Here is a 21,929-nt window from a genome sequence, read left to right on the forward strand (position 1 = left end):
TGGCTCAGTAGCTCAGTCGGTAGAGCAAAGGACTGAAAATCCTTGTGTCGGCGGTTCGATTCCGTCCTGAGCCACCTTTTTTTGTCCGGAGGGGTAGCGAAGTGGCTAAACGCGGCGGACTGTAAATCCGCTCCCTTGGGTTCGGCGGTTCGAATCCGTCCCCCTCCACCATTTATAGGGGTATAGTTTAGCGGTAGAACTAAGGTCTCCAAAACCTTCAGCGTGGGTTCGATTCCTACTACCCCTGCCAAGAGAGTTGCAACTATGGCGGTCGTGGCGAAGTGGTTAACGCATCGGATTGTGGCTCCGACACTCGTGGGTTCGATTCCCATCGATCGCCCCATTTAATATTTACTCTTACTTTGAAAATACTCTTGAATTTCTTTTGCGGTCATATCAGGAAATGTCGGAAGATTTAACTACAGAAGTATTTCAAGGGAGATTATTCATTTGCAATTAAATCTTCCTGCGATGCGATTTCATGATGAATATTCGAGGAAGTTCATTCATGTAGTTTATTCAATGGGCTATAGCCAAGCGGTAAGGCAACGGACTTTGACTCCGTCATTCGTAGGTTCGAATCCTGCTAGCCCAGCCAGATGAATTAGCAGAAAAGTACAATCCTTTTGCGGGTGTAGTTTAATGGTAAAACCACAGCCTTCCAAGCTGTTGTCGTGAGTTCGATTCTCATCACCCGCTCCAATTATAGAAGGGGCCTATAGCTCAGCTGGTTAGAGCGCACGCCTGATAAGCGTGAGGTCGATGGTTCGAGTCCATTTAGGCCCATTAAATGTTCTGGTTCCACAGCAGTTCGGTGATAGAGCCTACGTCTTCTAAGCGTACGGTTGTAGGTTCGAATCCTCTAAGGCGAGTATAAAATTTAAACCTAGTCCAAATCGGATTAGGTTTTTTATCTATTCAGAGAAGCCCAGCAAAGCAGCCGGCCGCGTCTCCTCCGACAACAGCCTCCACTCACGTTCCGGCACGGTCTCCAGAGCCCCGCCCTCTATTCGAAGAAGCCATTCTTGCAAGCATACTCACCATGTAGCCATGCACGAAGCCATTCAAGAAGCAAAGCTCTGCATCGCTACATTGAAGAAAAAGCATGGAAGAAAACAACCTTTCTACGAAGAAACGTTGTTTTCTTTTTTTTTGTTTTCTTATTTAATATAAAGTCACCATCTTTGAATATATTTTTGCAGCCCGCGACAATCTCCTACGCCTACCACCTTCAGCAGATGCTTCCGGTTGGAGGCTCCGGAGCTCGTCGCTAGGATTATTCGAAGAAGAAAGTTGAAAGTAACCCAAAGAAGCCATAGCATCTCTGAACTCAGTTCCTGCCCACTGGCGCTTCCGTTTCCTTTTGGTTCGGGGCCCCAGGGCTCATGTGCTGGGTTGACGCTGCCGGATTTCACCTACTCGCTAACGCTCAAACAAATGCGCCATCCGGCAAACGAGCCTAGCACATGGCCCACCCAAACCAAAAGACTACGGGTCGCCAGTGAAACAATTATTTTCTTTGTAAATTAGGAAATTACTATTAACTCTTATAATAAAAAAAACCTTTCCCATAAGAAAATGGTAAGGTTTGATAATTTATTTTAATACAGGTTCATTAATTTGCATCGCTTGATTAATTTTATCCTTTGCCCAGATTGCAATTGGCATAGATATAGCCTTTGCTAGCATAACAGGTACAGCATTGCCAATTTGTTTATACTGCTTATTCAACCTATTGTTTTTCTGAACGCTCATATTTCCACCATCAAAGAATTCGAACCAATCGGGGAAAGTTTGTATACGAGCTATTTCTTTAACAGATAATCTCCGATGTAAAGATGGATCTCCAGGTAGCTCCCACATATCTGCTTCTAACTTAACCATTGAAGGACCACTTGGATGAAGTGGAGCTTGTCTACCAGAGGCCTGAATTGTAAAACTCTGTTCATCCCAAGCTTTCTTTCTATTACGTGATAAGTATATAGGAGAAAAACTGCCTTCAAACCATTCACCAGGATAATCAACTAAGTCCCCAATAGCCTCTTTTAATGTTACAAAAGGCATCTTATCTTCACCATGAGTAGGTTCAGGAAATTCATAATCAAAATCTAAATCATTACGAATACCAATGATGAAGACCCTTTCTCTTATTTGAGGTACTCCATAGTCACGAGCGTTGACTAATTTAAACTTTACATTATATCCTGCTGAAGAGAAATCCTGAACAATTTGATTAATAACTTCTCCTTTGCCCAAAGTCAGCATACCCTTAACGTTTTCCGCTATGAAGGCATATGGCTTTGCTTGTAGAAGACACCGAATGTAGTGAATGTATAAAAAGTTTCTTTCATCATCAATTAATCGTGGACCAGCCTCACTAAAGCCAGGACAAGGGAACCCTCCTAATACTAAGTCTGCATTAGGGAAACTTTTGACTTTTCTTATATCAATTTCTTGTTGATATACTTTAGGAAAATTTAATCTGTATGATTCATTGGCTTCCTTAAAGAGATCATTTGAATAGACGGTATGAAATATACTTTCTTTTCTAACGCTATCGTACAATTCTTTATCTTTAAATGAATTCAATGCCCTTTCTTCACCAATCATGGCAGATAAACCGGCAAGTTCGACTCCTAAATCTAAGCCCCCACATCCAGAGAATAAACTTATTACATTTATCTTATCTTCTTTATAGTCAAGTATAGGCATGTCATATTCATTTGGGAGTTCGCGAATTAATTGTTCCTCTTCTTTTATTTTATTTAATAGAAGCTGTTTAACTTCTACAGGATCATACTCTTTTAACGGTCGGTATTTAGCTCGTCCTCTTTCTTCAAGTTTCAACTTTATATATACCTCCCATAACAAAATATATGACTATTTTATCATCTAATTAAGTGAATGGCCAGTTTTTTCTCCCCTTATTCCAATAATTACACTTGATGCTAGATTCAATAATATTTGGAATAATATATAATTATAAAAGGTGGTGAAAATAAATGGCGAAAAACCCCAGACTTCTTGGTGATGAACACGTTAAATTAGTTTACGCAGCTCTAACACGATTAATAAATAAGGAAAATATTGATTACTTTCCAAACACTGTAATACAAACAGCATTTTTTATAGAATCGCTCTATCCAAATATTAAATCTGTTACTTCAAAGTTTGAAACACCACATCCAGATCATGCTAAGGACCTTACATTATATTTAGAAAATAATAAAACTATAAACGTCAATTTATTTTCAATTAGAAAAGGGAGGAAAATTCAACCCAAAAATCCAGGAGCTAAAAGCTTCTTTTCTAAATATTTTTTATCAGAAAAATTACAGGAAACCTTTAATAATCTTTTTGAAAAGAACTACCTAGAGTTCTTAAGAGAATTGTTGGAAACAAAAATAGGCACACATTATATTAACGATAAAAAGGAATTAAAAAAGCTAATAGTACATTATTTCCCAAAGTTCACACAAGAAATTAATCCGCTGAGAGATAAATTTTTATATAGTTTACGCGAAAGTTGCTTTACTTTATTAAGAGATTTCTATAACGAAAAAAGCCCAGGATTTTTTAATGCTTTTAACGTTCTATTTATGACTGATGATCTTAACATTGTTACCAGCTATGGGAATACAGAAGAAGAGGTTAGTGTAGAAAAATTTGATCCTGGAACACCTGAATTTAATGATATTCGATTATACAAGTCAGGAAAGAACACGGTAGGTATTAAGTTTGGAGAAGTTGCTTTAACGCTTCGATTTAAGTTTGAAAGTGGTCCGAATTCATCAATAAAGCTAGCTGTTAGTTACGATAGTTTCCCAAATGAATCTCAAATAGAGCTTATAAATCAACGGACTATACAAGATATTATTGATTTAATTAATAGCCAATACATCCAAGAAAAGGATGATAGTAATGCTATTGGGAAATGTCATGAATCATTTACATATTTTTACCTTTTGAAAGAATTTCCATCTACATCCCAGGTAGATGAACATGAATGTGTTACTCAGCTCAGCAAATACTATTCTCAAGTAAAACCAGAAACATTAGAAAAGTTATATCATTCGACTTCTACTATAGTTCCTGTTATAAGAGAAAAATTAACCGAAAGATACAATTCCTTTTCTGTTGAAAATATTGAATTAGTTCCGGATAGCTATATTGAAGATAAACTCGATACTGGCGATCTTCAATTAATCCTAAGAGTAAGCAATAACTATATTGTCGAGAAAATCTCTTTAAAAGCTATTAGAAAAAATTCGAATATTACTACCAAAAATCCTGGAATAGGAACAATACTAGGTCCAACATATTTTAATATAGGAGATTTGAATCCTGTTGTTAAAGAAATAAAATCAAAATTCATAATTGGCCAGCTGACTCATAGAGAAAGCCTTGAAATTATCTCAGAAAAATTAGGAGATTCACTTGAAAATGCACCTCAAAAAAACCTAAAACAAGGGATTGAAAATCTATTAGGTAAGGCTTTAATGGCAATAACAATTTATGATGAAAGTGTAAGTTATTGTAAAAAACACACAGCTATTGATGGTAAAATAACAGTCAAGACGAAGACGCCTACAGCAATTCAAAATACATTAGCCTGGAATAATGATTCTGAACAAATTAATCTACGAGTTAAATTCAGTAAGGGACAGAAACACGGATGGTCATCAATAAAATTGACCTCAGAGTACCGGTTTAGACCTGATTAAATCATTGATAAATTAATGCCTTTTATAAGAGGGGAAAAAAATGAGTAAGTTAGATCAAAGGAGAATAAACTTTGTTAAAAGTTTGTCTATTGAGGTTAAGGCAAGGGTTCTTTATGAATTTTTAAAGAAGGGAACTAGTAATCGTAATATTGAAAGGATAATTGATGACCTAAAAGAGGAAGATGGATGGCAAGCATGGTGTGTAATTCATTTTTATGGATTTGATAGAAACAGTAAGGCTCAGTATCCAAACTTAAATATAAAACAACTTAAAGAAGAATTACAGAAACTGAATGATAATGAAATAGAAGAATTTCATTTAGGTAGCCAAGAAGGTGCTAATCTTTATAAAACTGTTGTTATGAATAAAAACGATGGAAAAGATGTTTTTCGGACAATAAAAACACGCCAAGGACAATATAAGTTAAGGAATTTATTATTAGGAAATTACCAATCAAAATGTGCTTTATGTAAAATTACGCATCCTTCACTTTTGATTACAAGCCATATTAAGCCATGGTCTAGTTCTTCTCAAAAAGAAAGAGTAGCTTCTAAGAATGCTATTTTACTATGTGAAATTCATGATGCTCTATTCGAAAATGGATTTATTTCTTTAGATGATGATTATAATGTTCTTTTCTCCACTAATTTTGATTTTGAAGGTCAAGAAATTTCTAAAAAACTTGTTTTTACGAGACCTATTAAAGATTTTCCATCTCCACTGTTCTTAAAAGGGCATAGAGAAAAGCATGGTTTTGAATAAAATTTATATAAAAACAAACCAAAGGTGGTGATAGAATGGCTGAATACGAATTAGGAAAAATCTTAAAAACAATGTGTGATAAAGCACCCCAAGGGTATAAAGTTGCAAACATTCATTTATTTGGGGTTAAATATGCCTCTACAATTCTCAAAAATAACTACAATGTTAATGAAATAATTGCTGCAGCTGGGTTAAATAAGTCTTATGCAACTGAAGTAAGTAAGGGAGTAAAACTATCTCGATATGTAATTCCCAAGAATACCCCTTAAATTGGAAGTGAAAATAGAGGACTATGTTAACAGATATTATTAAATACCGTTTAAATGGTAAAACAGGGATTGAATTAGAGGATTGGATGAAGTTTAGTTTTTTTTTAGCAGGGTATTTAAAATCTTCAACCTTAAACCTAAAGTTATATTTATCAGTTCCATCAAATTTATTATTTGGATATTTCACAGTTTTAGGTGCCGTTGATTATGACTTCAGAAATCCTTCTAAGGAAATAGTTTATAATCAATATACAAATTTAAAAAAAGGCCAAAGAATCTTATACAAAGTGAATGATAGATGGGGAGCATTTTCGGTATTAAGAGTCGTTGATTCCCCAATAAATCCACATGTAAAGACTATTATGGTTAGGGATAAGCAGGGATCTACAAGGTATATTCCTGAGAATAAATGGTTTGACTGTGTAAGAATACATGATAACGATGTAACAAACATAAGAAATACTAGAATAGTTAAAGACGTAGAATCACTAGAAGAAAACAATATATTAAATATGTTGTATTCAAAGCAAAACTTAAATTTACTCTCTATGAAGAACACGCCGAATATATATTTATGTGCTAATAAAAAAGAGTGGCAAACATATATTTCAAGTATTGAGTTAGAATTGTTTGGAAAACAACTTACACTGGATGAATTAATATATGATGGTAATAAAGGTCATTTTAGAAATATTCTATTTTTAAACAACAACCATGGAATTGAGTTACCGAGTGACTCAACAATTATTTTTATTGGAACCACTAGAACACTACATAAAATGGATGATTTTAAACACTTAAAGTCTATGTATATTGTTGATCAACATGATTCGATAGAAAAAAGAGAAGAACTTCAATTTAAAATTGAGCAAGATTATCTAATAGGTAAATCTAAATCATTAAATCAAGATATATTAAATAGAATAAAAGAGCAAAAGGTCTCTTTACCAAAGGGAGTAGAGCTATTTGCATGGGAATCGAAGAGTTAATATTGAGTTGGCTAATCATCTATTTAAAACACCAATAAAAATATTTTTTATACGCATAAATGAAGATTTAATTACTAAACTAATTGAGGCCTTAAATCATTTAAAACTAGAGGTGAAAACGTATTATGAGCATGATGAATTACTACTAAAAGAGACAGATTATTTTATTAATAATGTTAAATTAGTAGCAGGAACAATATGGAATTATAGTACATATTTCAGGGAAAATAATGAAGAAATAATTAAGTATTTTAATTTCACAAATAAGAAAATCTATATTGAACTCTTTCAAAAATTTGTAAAGCCAATAATAGAATTAATTAGAATCCTTCGAAATGAACATAAGAATGGATATATAAATAAATTAGAAGAATTAATACATTTATTATCGCTTGAAAATGAAAGCGTTATTATTATTACTAAAGAGCATATAAACCAGCCATACATAGAAATATGTAATAAAAAAATAAATATATTAACAGATAAGGAATTTATTGTTTCAGGGGTTTTTGTAGATTATTTAATTTTTATCGGTACACCCTCATATTATGATCGCAAATTTTCAGAAGTTTTTTATGGTAAGGAGGTTGCATTTCTGGGATATTCTTGTTTTGAGAATAGGTTGATAAAGAGAAAGGCATTTGCTGACCTAATTAATGAAAGCACGATTATTAATACGGTGTATAAAGATTTAATAATAGACAAGGGATTAGAGGGTATTGACTATCAGCAAACCTTTAATACGCCCTTGTATGAACAGGATGTTGAAAAATTAATTACCCACTATGAAGAAAATGGTATCTCAAGTAATGATAGGGTGGAAGCGAGATTGGTTGATATTTCCAACGGACTTCATATTTTCCTACCAGTAGGTCAAAATGTCAATGTATTAGATAGAGAAACTTTACGAGTCTATCAAGCAACTATAAAAACAATAAAAGTAGGGGACTTACTAGTATTTAGGAGTCATAACGGTTCAAATTTAGTACGAGAGGTAGCAGATCAGATTCTTGGGAAAAATGCAAAGATAATTCGTGAAAACTTGGAAATGTGGAAAAGAAGGCTACGTAAAAATATAAATAAAAAAGGGTTATCAGTAGTGTCCAAAATCTTATATAGAAAATATAAGATTACGAATGCGACAGAAAATAACATTAAGAACTGGATTAGTACTTGTTCAATAAGGCCTAAATATTTAAAAGAAATATTGAATGCATTGAAATTTAAAGAAAGGGAAAAAGATGAAATATTACGGTCGGCAAACCTGATATTAAGGGCACATATTTCCGCAGGACATAAAATTTCCCAAGCATTAATGGAAGAAATATCGCTAAATTCAGAAAATATATTAGACGAAAATGGATTTTATATATTTAAATCTAAAAAATTTCATGGGGCTACATTTAATATTGAAGAAGTAAAAAAGATTAGTAAGGATACTTATTTTGTTTCAAGTTATGATGTTTTAAAAGTTTTAAAAAGATGAGGTGAATTTCATTGAATAAAGACATAATTAAATCCCTTAGTAATAGGGAGGCTATTATTGGGGCAGTTTCTCAAGAAATTATCGGTCCGGGTAATATTAAAAATTGTACAAAGGAATTAAATATTCAAGAAAGTACAATTTTTACAGATTCAGAGGATTTAAATTTTAATTATTATTGGATTTATGCTAATAAAAAAGAAGAAGTTATTCAGCGGGACAATCCTTCTAGACGGTATGGAGCAGGTATGCTTTATCCTATGAAGTCAGTATATCAAGAAGAACATGAAGATGAACTAATCATTGAAGTAGTTTCAAATGAAGAACAAGAGGAATTCTATGCTCAATCTCAGGATCGTGACCTAACATCTGAGGAAAAAATTGAAAATTCAGGTTTAGACGATGCTACGGCCAAAATAAATCAAAATGATTTTATTCCATCCACAATGGGTCTTACGTTTTGTCTAGAAAAGAGTGTTCAAAATATTATTGTTAAACTTCAAGGTGGAGTTTACTCACGTCATAAAATCTATGCCAATTTTTCAAAAAAAGGGAAAAGGTATAAATTTGATGATGATTGGTGGTTAAGAAAATCGGTTACTGCATCAAAAATTATAAATATCTCTGAATTTATAAATGATAACAATATAACTACAAAGGAGTTTCAATTAGAATTACTTGATTCTGTAGGTAATGCTATTAGAAATATCAAATTTTGTTTACATGTACAATGTCGTTTTAAAGATGATTATATTTTGATGACAATAACTGCTTTAAATAGAACAAAGCCACCAGGAAAAAGAATGTTGGATGAATACACACTATTTCAATCTGAATTGACTATTATAGAAAAACAAGGTGGATTTTTAAATTATCCCAAAGTCTACCAGAGGAATTTGGAACTTACCGAAGATGAATGGAACAGTGAACTATTATTTAAAAATAAATCAAATTATGCATTTGGGCATGGTTGTTCTGCTACATGGGAAAAAAATCAAAAAACAATAACTGAAATTAAAACAACATTTATCCCTACTTATGAAACGGAGAGTATGACACCCAATATATATATAAAAAATAACGGTGAGAATATTCCAGTAAACATTAAAATGAGTGCTTTAATGAATGCTGATGATTATGATGAAGTACATAAAATTCTTTATCCTTTAGTAAAAGGTTATAATGATTGGATTCATGAACAACAAAATAAATCGGTAAAATTACCAAAACAATTAAGAAAAGCTGCAAAAAAAAATTTAGATTTATGTAATGAGAGTCTAAAAAGAATAGAAAAGGGCTTAGTTTTATTGAAAAACCCACATGTTCTCCAGGCATTTAAGTTTGCCAATAAAGCTGTTCTGCTACAGCAAATAAATGGAAAACAACCGAGGAATGCTTACTATCAAAGGAATAATGAAGGTATAGATTTAGTATTTGACAAAACATTTGATGAAGTTACAGAGAATATGAAAAACTTGGACGAACAGACTAATAGTTGGAGAGCGTTTCAAATTGCATTTATTTTATTATCAATACAATCAGTCGTTAAAAAAGAGTCAATGGATAGAAAAATAGTAGATTTAATATGGTTTCCAACAGGGGGAGGAAAAACAGAAGCATATTTAGGTGTAGCATCATTTCAAATGTTTTACAGACGTATACTTGATCCAAATGATGCTGGAGTGGATATAATAATGCGATATACGTTAAGATTACTAACTGCAGATCAATTTCAACGGGCATCTAGGTTAATTTGCGCGATGGAATTTATACGACGTGAAAATAGTAGTTTATTAGGGTATACCCCATATTCAATTGGTATCTGGGTTGGTACTGCAACATCACCTAATAATAATAAAGAAGCATTAACACAAATTAGATCTATGAGTAAATCTAAAGGCAGAGAAAGTTTAGTTGTTACAAGATGTCCTTGGTGTGGCTGTCATATTGGTAAAGTATCTGTTCGTGGCACCGGAAAAAGGGAAACTAGAGTTATTGGGTTTAATAATGAAAATCAAACCTTAATAGTTAAATGTCCAGATGAATTATGTGACTTTTCTAATGAAATTCCAGTATATTTTGTTGATGAAACAATTTATGAAAAGAGACCAACTTTTTTAATTGGGACTATTGATAAATTTGTACAACTAACATGGCGTCCAGAAGCCAGGAGTCTATTCGGTATTGATAAGAATGGTCAACGAATGGTTTCACCTCCTCAAATAATTGTTCAAGATGAGCTACATTTAATTTCTGGTCCACTAGGTACATTAGCAGGTTTATATGAGGTACTTATTGAAGAATTATGCATTGATGACCGCGGAGAAAGACCAATATACCCAAAAATTATTTCCGCAACAGCTACAATTAAAGAATTTGAGGAACAAGCTAAGTGTTTGTTTGGCCGAGAAAATTCAAAATTATTTCCTAGCCCAGGCATTGATATTGATGATTCATTCTTCTCTAAAGTAGCAAAAGATAATAATGGTTATCCAATGCCGGGGAGAAAATATGTGGGAGTATTTACTTCCCGTGTACGTATTCTGATGGCCCAAGTAATGACCTACTCAGCGATTTTACAAAAGGTAGAAAGCTTCACAGAGGATGAAAAAGATCCATTTTGGACATTATTATCATTTTATAATAGTTTAAGAGACTTAGGTGCGGGATTAAATTTATTTAATAGTGATATTCCTACATATATTGATGCATTAGTTAAAAGGGAGGATATAGAAAAGCCTCGTTTTATTGGTATGCCATTAGAGTTAACATCCCGTAAGCAGAGTGGTGAAATTTCTAAAACAATTGATGATTTAAAAGTTAAATATGAATCAACAGACAATAGAGGTCGTACTCAGGCCCTAACAGCTTGTTTAGCTTCAAACATTATTGAAGTTGGTGTAGACATTGATCGATTATCTTTAATGGGTATTGTTGGGCAACCTAAAATGACGGCTCAGTATATTCAGGTTAGTGGTCGTGTTGGGCGCCGTTCCGATGAAAGACCCGGATTAATAGTTACAATATACTCCAACCAAAATTCAAGAGATAAATCACATTTTGAACATTTTAATGAATATCATCAAAGATTATATGCACAGGTCGAAACAACCAGTTTGACTCCATTTTCTACAGCTTCATTAGATAGGGGTTTGACAGCTGTAATTATAGGATTCTTACGTCAAAGGCTTAATTGGCAGTTAGCAATAAGTCCTAGTAGTAAAGAAATTCAAAAGGCTATATATGATCAACGATTTAATAATTTCAAAAAACGTTTCAAAGACCGTGTAGAATTAATTGATTCAGAGCAATTGGATATATTTAAGGCGGATTTTCAGTCTTTTATTAATGGCATATTAAAAGGTTCATATGAAACTTGGGTAGTATCGGACAATGAAAGAGGACTGATGTATTACTCTGGAAATTTAATTGATGGCGAAAAATATCCAGGAAGTATTCCAGTAATTAATTCGTTAAGGAGTGTAGATGCTGAAAGTAAGGGATCAATTATCGGTCTAGAGCATGAAGTTGAGGAGTTTGTTTGGTAAATTTAATTGGGAGGAAAAAATAAATGAGATATTTACCAATGAGGCGATCAAAACTGGTGGGAACTGAAGGGCCAGGTTCATTAGTCATTAGTCCTGAAGGTGAAACTGCAGTTGTCGGTGCACTTGACTTATGGTTTCGTGATTTATATGGTAACCAAGCGAATAATATCGAAGAATTCGCAGTTCAAGAACCACGGTTAAAGGCCATTTTAGGGGTAGACAAATTCTATAGACCCGCCGAGTTTCGTAAAACCAGCAAAAATGCTCTTGAAATTGTACCAAATAGTAATCTAATTACACCTTTAATGCGTTTTCCTAGATGGCATTATTGCAGTTCCTGCAAATCTCTAAGAGAGCTTGAATTAGACCAAACTTCTGTTTTTTTAGACTGTCCACAATGTAAAGTTAAGAGATATTATAAACAAGTTCCTTTTGTAGTAATTTGTGAACATGGGCATCTCTCAGATTTTCCGTGGAGAAAATGGGTTCATCAAGACGAAAATACTGATTGTGAAGGGAATTTACGTATTATTATGAGTGGCGGTACCACATTAGATTCTTGGCGAATTGAATGTGATAAATGTGAGATTAGTAGAGGACTGCAAGGAATTACATCTTCTAATGACGACAGTAGTTTTTTAGGAAATAATTTGAATAAAGAAAAGACTAGACAATATACTTGTGAAGGAGAGCGACCATGGTGCGGATATGAGAAAGAACCATGTGACGCTGCCCCAGTGGCAATTTTGAGAAATTCCATAAGTGTATATATGGCGAAGAAGATTAGTGCTCTTGCAATACCTGGGGATTATAACGAAAATGTGGATCTTATTGTTTCAAAGATTCAATCTCCTTCCAAGTATTTACTTCAAATAAATATGAGTCTTCTCGACGATATAAAGAAGAAGATTAGTTTTATACGTGAAAACTTGCGTTTTGATTTAAAAGAGGATATTACTGACCAAGAAATTGAAGATGCAATAATGTATCTAGATGCATCAGATGAAATTTTCCTTACAGATGAAGAGATTGAAAAACCAGGTCAATGGATTAAGAAAAAAGAATTTGAAAAGTTATCATCAATTGTTAATTCTAAGATTTTAAAGGTGGAACCTGAGTGGACTTTAGACGAAAGTAAAGAAAAAAATTATTATACAAAATACATACAACGCATTTCGCGGGTATTAAGACTTAAGGAAACAACAGCACTATATGGATTTGATCGTAAAGACTATAAGAAACCTTCAAATAACTTTTCTAGTTATTATCCATCACTATATAAAAATTTTGAAAATGTTAAAGAAAAATGGCTACCTGTCAATGAGGTATATGGAGAAGGAATCTTTATACAATTAAATTTAAATCAAATAAAAGATTGGGAGTCCCAATTGAAGGTAGATAATTATTTTAATAATTATTTAAACCGAATTCATAATTTCGAACATAGTGAGGAAGAGATATTAAAACCACGGAATATTATGTTACATACATTGTCTCACTTTTTAATTGATGAATTTTCTAATGTAAGTGGTTATAATCGTGCTGCTATTCGTGAAAGACTTTATTTAGATGAAGATCAAGCAGGAGTCCTAATTTACATATCAGCAGGAGATTCTGAAGGAACATTAGGCGGATTAGTAAGATTGGGATTAAAAAAGCAATTCTTTACACTATTAGACAGAGCTATTAATAGATCAGAATGGTGTAGCTCAGATCCAGTATGTACAGAACTTGGGGAATCTTTAGGGCAAGGAGTTAATGGAATAAATGGAGCAGCTTGCTATAACTGTTCATATATCCCAGAAACATCTTGTGAATATTGGAATCTATATTTAGACCGTAATTTATTAATCCATAAAGATATTGGCTTCTTTAAAAATTAATAGATATAATATCCTCTTTTAAAAAAGGTTAATAAATATCATTAATTAAAAGAGGATATTTTTCATTATTAACTAATCATATAATATACTTTATACACGTTCATACCCCCTCCACTTATGTTATACTCATCATATAATGTTGATTTTCAAGCTATTTTTCTATCAAAAATAGCCTATTTTAACTCGGCATATAAGTGAAGGATGTGGAATTTATGTTTTCAAGCTACATTTCCTATCTAAAGGAAAAAGGAATGTCCCCTAATACAATCGTCTCCTATAGTAATGATTTACATAATTTTTTTGATGACTTAAACATCACCCCTGATGATTATGTCACTTCAGCTGATGTTCGAAAATGGATCAACGACATGATGAATCCGACTGACATAAAACCGTTAGCCATTTCAACTATTAACCGACGTCTTAATTCAGTTAGAGGTTTCTACTCCTGGGCCACAAAAAAAGGCCACTTGCAGCATAATCCAATGGTAGATATTCAAGACATCAAATCTGCCGATGAAGACTACGAAAAAATCATGTGGTTAACCGAAGATGAGTTTGAAATGCTGCTTGAAAAATTAAGGAAGAAGCCGGTAAAAAGTAGAGGAGTAAATCCAGAGGAAAAATACCGGAGAGATCGAGCAATCATTTATTTACTTACATACGCTGGATTACGTGTGGAAGAGCTATCTAATTTGAAAATTACCGACATCGATCTTGAACTAAAGAGGCTTCGCGTAGTAGGGAAAGGAAGAAAGGTCAGAACAATCCCTATTTCAAACACATTACTTGCTGAAATAAGAGATTGGTTGATTTATAGAGCAGAAATGGCCCAGCAGAAACCAAATGTAATGGATTCTCCTTATGTATTTTATAGCCAACGATCACCAAAGTTTACGGTCCGCGGGATCCAAACGATGATCGAAAGCTATAGTTTACCGAAGAAAAAATTAACACCCCATATGTTCCGGCATACATTCTGTAAGTGGATGTTAAAGGCAACTAACAATGATATTGAAAAAGTAAGAAGGCTGGCCGGGCACAGCAATATAGCAACAACAAGTAAGTATTTAAAAGACTCATACAACGACCTGGCGGATGCAGTGGATGCATTGCCGAAATTCTAAAAAAACACCAGAAGCTAGACTATAATAAGCCTAGCTCCTGGTTTTATTTATTTAACCCACTTTTCCAAAGGAGCCATTAACCTATCAGCAATTTCAAAATCAATTAATTCTTTTGTGGTGGAATCATCTTTTATTGGTATTACAAATTGAACAAATATATCGATCCAATACCATTCAACATCTTCAATCGAACGTAATTTATGAGGGACGTTTTTCAAGTCAACAACGTGTCCCTTTTGGACAAACTGTCCATTCTCCAAAGATATTATTTCATCATATGATAAAACCGGAACTTGAACATTTATCTCTGTCTTAATTTCATTGCCAAATGATTCTTGAATACTAATTAAAGTATCTTTTAATTCTCCATTTTCAAATGCATTCATGAGCTCATGCCAAACCCATGAATCATCTAGTGTTTCATCTTTTTGCAACTTATCTCCCTTTTCTAATCCTTTTTCAACATGGATACCAATTAATATTTCATTATTTCTTTTTTCAATCATGAACTTGCCATACTTATATGCGGGGAAATCTTTTGAAGGGACAAGCCACCATAAGCTTCTTTCAACTTTATATCGATTAAATGGCCTTGGTGTGTAAGATTTGTTCTTATCCTTCAAAGATTCTAGTAATCGGAACGTCATATCTCTTACATTGGAAAATTCAATTCCTATCATTAAACCACCCCGTTTAAATTTTTAAAGATACCAAAAAATAGATATCATCAACAACTTACAATATATGTTACTATATTCATAGAAATTAAAGGGGGCAAAATAAAAGAAATGAAAAAATCCATAAAATTAATTAGCTTAATTTCTATACTACTATTAGGCTTTACCGGTATATTCTCTTCAAACACAGCTGAAGCAAAAGCCGGAACAAAATTCACTGTTAAGCTATCAAAATGTATTGACGGCGACACCGCACAGTTCTCAAAAGTAGGAAAGACTCGTTTCCTTTATGTTGATACACCAGAGAGCACCATTCAAAAAGAAGCATACGGAAAAACAGCTTCCAATTATACTTGTTCAAAGTTAAAGAGCGCTAAAAAGATCCAATTGCAATATGATGGTCCAAAAAAGGACAAATATAGCCGTACATTAGCTTGGGTATGGGTTGACGGTAAACTTCTTCAAAAATTACTCGTTCAAAAAGGATATGTAGAAAAATTTTATGACTACGGCACATATTCTTACGAATCCGAATTAATTAAATTACAAAAGCAGGCACAAAAAAATAAAGTCGGCTTATGGAGTAAAAAGAAACCACCAGTTTCTTCAAATAAAAGCACCAGCAAAACTACTTTTAAAAATTGTACAGAATTAAGAAAAGTATATCCAAACGGCGTTCCGAAGGGTCATAAGGCTTATGATTCTAAAATGGATCGCGATAAAGATGGGTATGCTTGCGAGAGATAAAAACGAGAAAAAGCCCCTTAATCGAAAAGGGGCTTTTTCTTATTCCGGTTTCTCATTCTTTTGATTTCTAATTTTATTCAATTCGGTTTAAAGCTCATTAATCCTAATTTCCCACAACAGAAATTAAAAAGCCTATGTATGTTGTATTTTAGAGGGAGGGATAATGATGAAACGATGTAAAGTTTGCCGAAAAAAGCCAGGAATAGAACGCCGAGTGGATTGCGATGGCATTGTTTTCTGTTCAGATGACTGTTATGAGAAATTCGATAATTCTCCAAATGACAACGACCACCCATATATAGACGATTATGACGCCGTACGTTTTGAATACATCGAATGGATGAAAAACTATGAAAATGATCTTTATGGAAATATCATTTTCGGTACACCTAAAAAGGCCGATTTATTGGAAGGTATTGAGTCAGTAATAGATGAGTTTGGAGATTACTACAGTCTGGAAGGAAATGATGGTATTTTTTCAGAAGAAATATATCACTATTTACTTGCACTCGAGGAATTACATAGTTTAATAGAAAACTGGCAACCAGATGAAAAAGAATTGAAAAAACGCCGTAAAGCCAGGAAATAAATATATATATTCTTAAGCCTGCGCGCTATCGCTTGCCCGCTGCTCGCTCCGAGGCTACGTCCCCCAACCAATAAAGGAAATAATTCATTTAAAAGCCTTCTTTTTAAGGCGGGCAAGCAGGCTATCGCCCATAATATAAGAGCGAGAACCAGTGCGAGTTTTTACACATCCAGGTTGTTCTTAAGTTTACGTATATAAGACTCGCTAACTCCTAATAGCTTGGCCAATCTCAAGTTGGACATATTAGGATGTCGTTTTATAGCCATCATAAGCTGCCATTGCTTATCAGCCGATTTTTCTTTTTGTTGCTCCAGGTACTCTCCCCTACTTACCGACCCGTTCTTTTGTCTAAAAGCAAGTCTGTCTCGTTCCCTTTTCCTTCTGAGCTTTTCATCCCAATCGATAATTGTTCGTAAAAACTTTTGCTCTTTTGGAACTATATTAAGCCACTTAATAATGGTTTTGTTCTTCAGATTATACCCAGCCCCTGGATATCCTTTAGAAATAGCCTCTTCATTTGCCCTTGCATCACTTTTAGCTTTCCAGGCTTTTTCTGCGCTCCGTGTTGCTCTTATTACCTCATTCTTAGGTAACGGTTCCTTGAATTCACTGTTAAACTCGAGCATTTGTGCCAGCGCATTCTCTAAATCATCGGTAAAACAGCAACCCCAGTACCTATATAAAAAGCAGAACAATTCACGATTTCCTTTTAGATCATAATTACGCAGCTCAGCCAACTTAACTAAATCTAGCAATCTAGTATAGTGGAGATTATGTATATTATATAAATTTAATATTTTTGCTTTTACTTTGTGCCTCGCCTTCCTAGGCCCTGGTGAAGATAATTCAGGCAAGTATTCCTCCTGGAGTTCTCTTAACACATATCTGTACTGGTGCCGATACTCAACCGTTACACGTTTTCCACTTTTAGAATTTGTACTTCCTGCTACTCGAAATACCCTCGTTGGATCGAGCGATTTCTTATCAGCGCCGACATATACTAATTGCTCATAAAAGTAGTTTTGAATGGCTTTCCAGAGTGGCAGAGCTTGAAATGGTACAGGTTCGATAAGCCATATACACACAAGGCCCCGGCCTGAGAAAATAATGATATTAGGGACTGGCAGGATTTCTTGAAAAACCTCAAGATTAATCTTTTCTAATACCCACTTCGGATCGTAATTTAACGTATGGCAATCAATGTCCACGTATAATGCTCTCAATTGCCTAATGTTCTCTATTCGTCTCTGAGGTTTATAAAATGTATTTTGGCTAAAATAAACATTCTCTCCTAGCCAATTTGATAATACCTGAGCTAACTGTTCTGGCTGGTAATGATATTGTTTCCAATCATCCTTCTCTTTCTTAGCCAGAGTAATCCATCCAGATGCCTTATAATGATGGAACATAACATGCCGTTTCGCTTCTTGAAGTTCAACACTATCTCTTAAAATTAAATTTTCCATAAGAACCTCCTTCTTCTTATTCAATTTTGAAAGTAATTTAGGAAAAAAAGATAGTTAGAATAAACTACGGAGTAATTAAGGGGAAAAAAAGGGGGAAAACTACTTAATAATGCATTTCGACAAAAAATGCCATAATCCTCCATTTTTTAGTGAAAAAATAACCATTAAAAGATCCAGTATATCGTTTATCATATCGACCTTATTTAGCTTCTCTACTAATTCACTGTATTCCAGGCGATATGCACAGTATCGCTTAAGTTTTTGTTTTCTTGTTGAAAAAAAATCCCCTCATTAAACTGTCACGTTAGTACAACAAAAAGGCTTTACTCCTCAATGAAGTAAAGCCTTTTAATAATTACAGATTAAATTGGAGCTTCCGTCCAACTAAAATGACTGACTTATTTTATGCCTTTACAGGTCTACTAGCTGCACCCTTTCTCTTATCCATTTGCTTGCGGATAAAAGGCATTACATAATAATCAAGTCCAAATCTTCCCGCATTAGCACCAGCAACAAGAATGAATACAGTCAACAATACCATTTGTGCATTTGTACTTACTGTTCCAGAAAATAAGAAAGCGAAGTTCATTACTGCACCAAAGAAAGCAGCTGCTGTTGTTAAGCAACCTAAGATTAATCCAAGACCAACTAAAGTTTCACCTATAGGAATTAATGTACTAAAAAGATCTGCATTCGGAATAGCGAAATTCTCTAGGAATGCTGCCCACCAACCTTGAACATTTGGGTGATCTCCAGAAGCTCCAGCCAATGCCCCTTTTAGGAAACCGGAAGCATCAAACCCACCAGTCAATTTATGAATACCTGCGTTCATCCATTCATACCCTAAATACAAACGAGCCACTAATAGCAACGCAGAAGCAATTACGTTTTCTCTAAAAAATTTAACAAACATGATTTCTCATCCCTTCACCGTGAATATGTTATTTAATGATTACACTGTTAGAATAGCAGAATCTATTTGCATAATCTCTAGTTTGTGATTGTATTCACAAAGTTGTAAAAGGATTTTGACAAACTTATGAATGTAAAACTGAAAAAAGCCATGGATCCCATGGCCCCAAAACAAATATTTTATCTACCAAATATCCGTTTCTTCTGTTTACCAGAAGAAATCTCCAACAACGCATTCTTAATCTCCTCTAACTGACCTTTAATTTGTCTATTTTCCATCGACAATTTCATAGAATCAACTAGCTTCTTATCCCTGTCATTAATACTTGTATTAACAAAAGACTCTTGTAGCTGTTTAACATGATCCAATAATAATCTATTTACTTGTTTTACTTCTTCTAATTCAATCATTATATCGTTTATCATATCGACCTTATTAAGTTTCTCTACTAATTCACTGTATTCCAGGCGATATGGTACCGTATCGCTTACAGAATCGGGCTCTTGTTGATCCGATACTATCATCTCAGCAATCCGATCAATTGGTATAGCATGATTATTTGATAGATTTTTAATTTCGTAAAAAATCGTTATATCATTCTCAATAAAGATACGAAACCCCTTATTATTCTTTATAAAAGAATACCCAGCTTTCTCAAGAGCTTGAGCATATTTCCTAACGGTTGGAGTCGCTATACCCACGATACGGGCAATATCCTTTGTAGCGTATTCATTCCCTTTGTATTCTGTATTCATGACATTTCACCTCACGATACAGATTCAATATAGAGCCTGTCGAACCCTCCATACAAATACTTACATAATCCGTCAGATTCAGAGACATGTACTAATTCACTGGCGACCCGTAGTCTTTTGGTTTGGGTGGGCCATGTGCTAGGCTCGTTTGCCGGATGGCGCATTTGTTTGAGCGTTAGCGAGTAGGTGAAATCCGGCAGCGTCAACTCAGCACATGAGCCCTGGGGCCCCGAACCAAAAGGAAACGGAAGCGCCAATGGGCAGGAACTGAGTTCAGAGATGCTATGGCTTCTTTGGGTTACTTTCAACTTTCTTCTTCGAATATTCCCAGCGACGAGCTCTGGAGCCTCCTACCGGAAGCATCTGCTGAAGGTGGTAGGCGTAGGAGATTGTCGCGGGCTGTAGAAATATATTCAAAGATGGTGACTTTATATAAAAGAAGAAGAAAATAAAAAGAAGAAAACAACGTTTCTTCGTAGAAAGGTTGTTTTCTTCCATGCTTTTTCTTCAATGTAGCGATGTGGAGCTTTGCTTCCTGATTGACTTCGAGCATGGCTACATGATGAATATGCTTGCAAGAATCGCTTCTTCGAATAGAGGGCGGGGCTCTGGAGACCGCGTCGGAACGTGAGTGGAGGCCGTTGTCGGAGGAGACCCGGACGGCTACTTTGCTGAGCCTTTTTGAACTGCTAAGAGGAGCTTCTTCGACTCTGCCCTCGAACATAAATAAGAAGAAAACAACGTTTCTTCCTAGAAAGGTTGTTTTCTTCCTTGTTTTCGCTTCAATGTAGCGATGTATAGCTTTGCTTCTTGAGTGGCTTCGTGCATGGCTACATGGTGAATATGCTTGCAAGAGAGGCTTCTTCGAATAGAGGGCGGGGCTCTGGAGACCGCGTCGGAACGTGAGTGGAGGCCGTTGTCGGAGGAGACTCGCCCGGACTTCATTGCTAGACTTCTTTGAATTAGCTGGGGAGGATCTTCAGTGAAATTACCCTCAAACATAAATAAAAGCTATAAGCGCTTCTTCAGAAGGGCTTATAGCTTCCTTCTTCCTCGAATTTGCCTTACCCTGGCTGCAAAATTTGTTGTAGAAAACTTACGATCTTTCATAGCCTTAGCAGGATATGGCCAGTCGGAAATGTACGGAGTGTTTCCGACTGTTTGTGATGCTGCTTCTTCGTATTTTCTTCACCGAAGCATCACAAAGAAGCCAAGCCCCCCTCCTTCCCAGTCCCCTTCAACCATCAATCCTTCCTCTGCGTGTGTGCGATAGTGGAGCGAATGCGGAACGGTAGCACACACAATGGGGGGAGGATGGGGTTAGGGGGAGTTTGAGGGGGAAGGGGAAGGAGGGGGGCGGTATCCTGCGTTCTATATATTAGAGGCAAACTCAGTTTATCACGGCAGCCAGGGCTTCTTGAGATGCTTTCAAATTGCTTCAATGCAATGATGCGTAGCTTAACTTCTTGATTGACTTCGTGCATGATTGCATGTTGATTATGCTTGCAAGAATCGCTTCTTCGAATAGAGGGCGGGGCTCTGGAGACCGCGTCGGAACGTGAGTGGAGGCCGTTGTCGGAGGAGACGCGGCCGGCTGCTTTGCTGGGCTTCTTTGAAATTGCTTGAAAAAATCCTCTGTGATTTACCCTTGAATATTGATTACATACTGTTTGCCACTTAAAATTTTTATGATAATAAAATGGATAATCGTATTATTGAGAATAAATGATGGTATAGAATAATTTGTTTGATTTTCATAAACTCTATCTTCAACAAACGGACCATATTTGTTGAAACACATACAAAAAATCATTATAGGTGAAGGGGTTGTGAATATTTTCGCTTAAACTAACGATGCAGTTTAGTTGAGGAAGAAAAATTAAATATTAAGATAATAATGCTCAGAATATTTTCTGAGCGTTTTAGTTTGCTGTTTATAATGCTTTTCTAAAGCCTGCTGAATAAAGAATGAACAATATAATGAATTTTTGTGATT

General features: G+C 34.8%; 16 protein-coding genes and 7 tRNA genes. 17 read left to right on the top strand and 6 right to left on the bottom strand.

Going from position 1 to position 21,929, the window contains the following annotated elements; translation table 11 throughout:
• The first annotated feature begins 1 nt into the window (after position 1).
• The 7 genes from BQ6100_RS20655 (at position 2) to BQ6100_RS20685 (ending at position 786) form a co-directional block, all read left to right on the top strand.
• Positions 2 to 74: transfer RNA gene (locus BQ6100_RS20655), tRNA-Phe, on the top strand.
• A 13-nt stretch (positions 75 to 87) separates the two neighbouring features.
• Positions 88 to 171 (top strand) — tRNA-Tyr (locus BQ6100_RS20660).
• A 5-nt stretch (positions 172 to 176) separates the two neighbouring features.
• Positions 177 to 250, top strand: a tRNA-Trp gene (locus tag BQ6100_RS20665).
• A 17-nt stretch (positions 251 to 267) separates the two neighbouring features.
• Positions 268 to 343, top strand: a tRNA-His gene (locus BQ6100_RS20670).
• Positions 344 to 523: 180 nt separating this feature from the next.
• Positions 524 to 598: transfer RNA gene (locus BQ6100_RS20675), tRNA-Gln, on the top strand.
• Between the two features lie 30 nt (positions 599 to 628).
• Positions 629 to 702, top strand: a tRNA-Gly gene (locus BQ6100_RS20680).
• A 10-nt stretch (positions 703 to 712) separates the two neighbouring features.
• Positions 713 to 786 (top strand) — tRNA-Ile (locus tag BQ6100_RS20685).
• A gap of 810 nt (positions 787 to 1,596) precedes the next feature.
• On the opposite strand, the gene BQ6100_RS20690 is transcribed toward BQ6100_RS20685, so the two are convergent.
• A complete protein-coding gene (locus tag BQ6100_RS20690) occupies positions 1,597 to 2,847 on the bottom strand; it encodes a DNA cytosine methyltransferase (RefSeq protein ID WP_075983672.1) in 1,251 nt (416 codons plus the stop codon).
• 155 nt (positions 2,848 to 3,002) lie between these two features.
• On the opposite strand from BQ6100_RS20690, the gene BQ6100_RS20695 reads away from it, so the two are divergent.
• From BQ6100_RS20695 to BQ6100_RS20730, 8 genes are all read left to right on the top strand, one after another.
• Complete coding sequence (locus BQ6100_RS20695) at positions 3,003 to 4,724, top strand: hypothetical protein (RefSeq protein ID WP_075983673.1); 1,722 nt, start codon at positions 3,003 to 3,005, stop codon at positions 4,722 to 4,724.
• Between the two features lie 40 nt (positions 4,725 to 4,764).
• Positions 4,765 to 5,487, top strand: coding sequence for an HNH endonuclease (locus BQ6100_RS20700; RefSeq protein WP_075983674.1), 723 nt, complete (start codon positions 4,765 to 4,767; stop codon positions 5,485 to 5,487).
• A 35-nt stretch (positions 5,488 to 5,522) separates the two neighbouring features.
• Positions 5,523 to 5,756: an HTH-like domain-containing protein gene (locus tag BQ6100_RS20705; RefSeq protein WP_075983675.1), complete on the top strand. Its 234-nt coding sequence runs from the start codon at positions 5,523 to 5,525 to the stop codon at positions 5,754 to 5,756.
• A gap of 23 nt (positions 5,757 to 5,779) precedes the next feature.
• Positions 5,780 to 6,745 carry a hypothetical protein gene (locus BQ6100_RS20710; RefSeq protein WP_075983676.1) on the top strand — a complete coding sequence of 322 codons (966 nt, stop codon included), beginning with the start codon at positions 5,780 to 5,782 and terminating at the stop codon, positions 6,743 to 6,745.
• Positions 6,723 to 8,231 (top strand): hypothetical protein, encoded by a 1,509-nt coding sequence (locus tag BQ6100_RS20715; protein WP_075983677.1) that lies wholly within the window; start codon positions 6,723 to 6,725, stop codon positions 8,229 to 8,231. The genes BQ6100_RS20710 and BQ6100_RS20715 overlap by 23 nt, the downstream gene beginning before the upstream one ends.
• Before the next feature lie 11 nt (positions 8,232 to 8,242).
• Positions 8,243 to 11,776, top strand: a complete 3,534-nt coding sequence (locus BQ6100_RS20720; RefSeq protein ID WP_075983678.1) for a helicase-related protein — start codon at positions 8,243 to 8,245, stop codon at positions 11,774 to 11,776.
• Positions 11,777 to 11,799: 23 nt separating this feature from the next.
• The gene (gene drmB / locus BQ6100_RS20725; protein ID WP_075983679.1) at positions 11,800 to 13,659 is read left to right on the top strand and encodes a DUF1998 domain-containing protein; all 1,860 of its coding nucleotides are present in this window, start codon (positions 11,800 to 11,802) and stop codon (positions 13,657 to 13,659) included.
• Between the two features lie 212 nt (positions 13,660 to 13,871).
• Positions 13,872 to 14,786, top strand: a complete 915-nt coding sequence (locus BQ6100_RS20730) for a tyrosine-type recombinase/integrase (RefSeq protein WP_075983680.1) — start codon at positions 13,872 to 13,874, stop codon at positions 14,784 to 14,786.
• A 47-nt stretch (positions 14,787 to 14,833) separates the two neighbouring features.
• Here BQ6100_RS20730 and BQ6100_RS20735 read toward each other — a convergent pair whose 3' ends face one another.
• Entirely contained in the window at positions 14,834 to 15,409 is a 576-nt protein-coding gene (locus BQ6100_RS20735; protein ID WP_141770182.1) for a hypothetical protein, read from the bottom strand.
• Between the two features lie 165 nt (positions 15,410 to 15,574).
• Here BQ6100_RS20735 and BQ6100_RS20740 point away from each other — a divergent pair, with 165 nt between their 5' ends.
• The gene (locus BQ6100_RS20740) at positions 15,575 to 16,210 is read left to right on the top strand and encodes a thermonuclease family protein (RefSeq protein ID WP_075983682.1); all 636 of its coding nucleotides are present in this window, start codon (positions 15,575 to 15,577) and stop codon (positions 16,208 to 16,210) included.
• A gap of 166 nt (positions 16,211 to 16,376) precedes the next feature.
• Positions 16,377 to 16,799, top strand: a complete 423-nt coding sequence (locus BQ6100_RS20745) for a hypothetical protein (protein WP_075983683.1) — start codon at positions 16,377 to 16,379, stop codon at positions 16,797 to 16,799.
• A 161-nt stretch (positions 16,800 to 16,960) separates the two neighbouring features.
• Here the strand turns inward: BQ6100_RS20745 and BQ6100_RS20750 are convergent, their stop codons facing one another.
• The 4 genes from BQ6100_RS20750 to BQ6100_RS20765 form a co-directional block, all read right to left on the bottom strand.
• Positions 16,961 to 18,265 carry a replication protein gene (locus BQ6100_RS20750; RefSeq protein ID WP_075983684.1) on the bottom strand — a complete coding sequence of 435 codons (1,305 nt, stop codon included), beginning with the start codon at positions 18,263 to 18,265 and terminating at the stop codon, positions 16,961 to 16,963.
• 403 nt (positions 18,266 to 18,668) lie between these two features.
• Positions 18,669 to 19,178 carry a DoxX family protein gene (locus tag BQ6100_RS20755; RefSeq protein WP_075983685.1) on the bottom strand — a complete coding sequence of 170 codons (510 nt, stop codon included), beginning with the start codon at positions 19,176 to 19,178 and terminating at the stop codon, positions 18,669 to 18,671.
• A gap of 179 nt (positions 19,179 to 19,357) precedes the next feature.
• Positions 19,358 to 19,933, bottom strand: coding sequence for a MerR family transcriptional regulator (locus tag BQ6100_RS20760; protein ID WP_075983686.1), 576 nt, complete (start codon positions 19,931 to 19,933; stop codon positions 19,358 to 19,360).
• 304 nt (positions 19,934 to 20,237) lie between these two features.
• Positions 20,238 to 20,657 (bottom strand): hypothetical protein, encoded by a 420-nt coding sequence (locus BQ6100_RS20765; protein ID WP_075983687.1) that lies wholly within the window; start codon positions 20,655 to 20,657, stop codon positions 20,238 to 20,240.
• Positions 20,658 to 21,929: the final 1,272 nt, after the last annotated feature.

This window comes from Bacillus massilinigeriensis, from assembly GCF_900117315.1.
Classification (GTDB): domain Bacteria; phylum Bacillota; class Bacilli; order Bacillales; family Cytobacillaceae; genus Bacillus_BE; species Bacillus_BE massilionigeriensis.

Coding starts and splice junctions, on each gene's coding strand:
- BQ6100_RS20730 (WP_075983680.1), top strand. CDS start 13,872: ATGTTTTCAAGCTACATTTCCTATCTAAAGGAAAAAGGAATGTCCCCT.
- BQ6100_RS20700 (WP_075983674.1), top strand. CDS start 4,765: ATGAGTAAGTTAGATCAAAGGAGAATAAACTTTGTTAAAAGTTTGTCT.
- BQ6100_RS20760 (WP_075983686.1), bottom strand. CDS start 19,933: ATGAATACAGAATACAAAGGGAATGAATACGCTACAAAGGATATTGCC.
- BQ6100_RS20695 (WP_075983673.1), top strand. CDS start 3,003: ATGGCGAAAAACCCCAGACTTCTTGGTGATGAACACGTTAAATTAGTT.
- BQ6100_RS20765 (WP_075983687.1), bottom strand. CDS start 20,657: ATGTTCGAGGGCAGAGTCGAAGAAGCTCCTCTTAGCAGTTCAAAAAGG.
- BQ6100_RS20705 (WP_075983675.1), top strand. CDS start 5,523: ATGGCTGAATACGAATTAGGAAAAATCTTAAAAACAATGTGTGATAAA.
- BQ6100_RS20740 (WP_075983682.1), top strand. CDS start 15,575: ATGAAAAAATCCATAAAATTAATTAGCTTAATTTCTATACTACTATTA.
- BQ6100_RS20750 (WP_075983684.1), bottom strand. CDS start 18,265: ATGGAAAATTTAATTTTAAGAGATAGTGTTGAACTTCAAGAAGCGAAA.
- BQ6100_RS20745 (WP_075983683.1), top strand. CDS start 16,377: ATGAAACGATGTAAAGTTTGCCGAAAAAAGCCAGGAATAGAACGCCGA.
- BQ6100_RS20710 (WP_075983676.1), top strand. CDS start 5,780: ATGTTAACAGATATTATTAAATACCGTTTAAATGGTAAAACAGGGATT.
- BQ6100_RS20755 (WP_075983685.1), bottom strand. CDS start 19,178: ATGTTTGTTAAATTTTTTAGAGAAAACGTAATTGCTTCTGCGTTGCTA.
- drmB (WP_075983679.1), top strand. CDS start 11,800: ATGAGATATTTACCAATGAGGCGATCAAAACTGGTGGGAACTGAAGGG.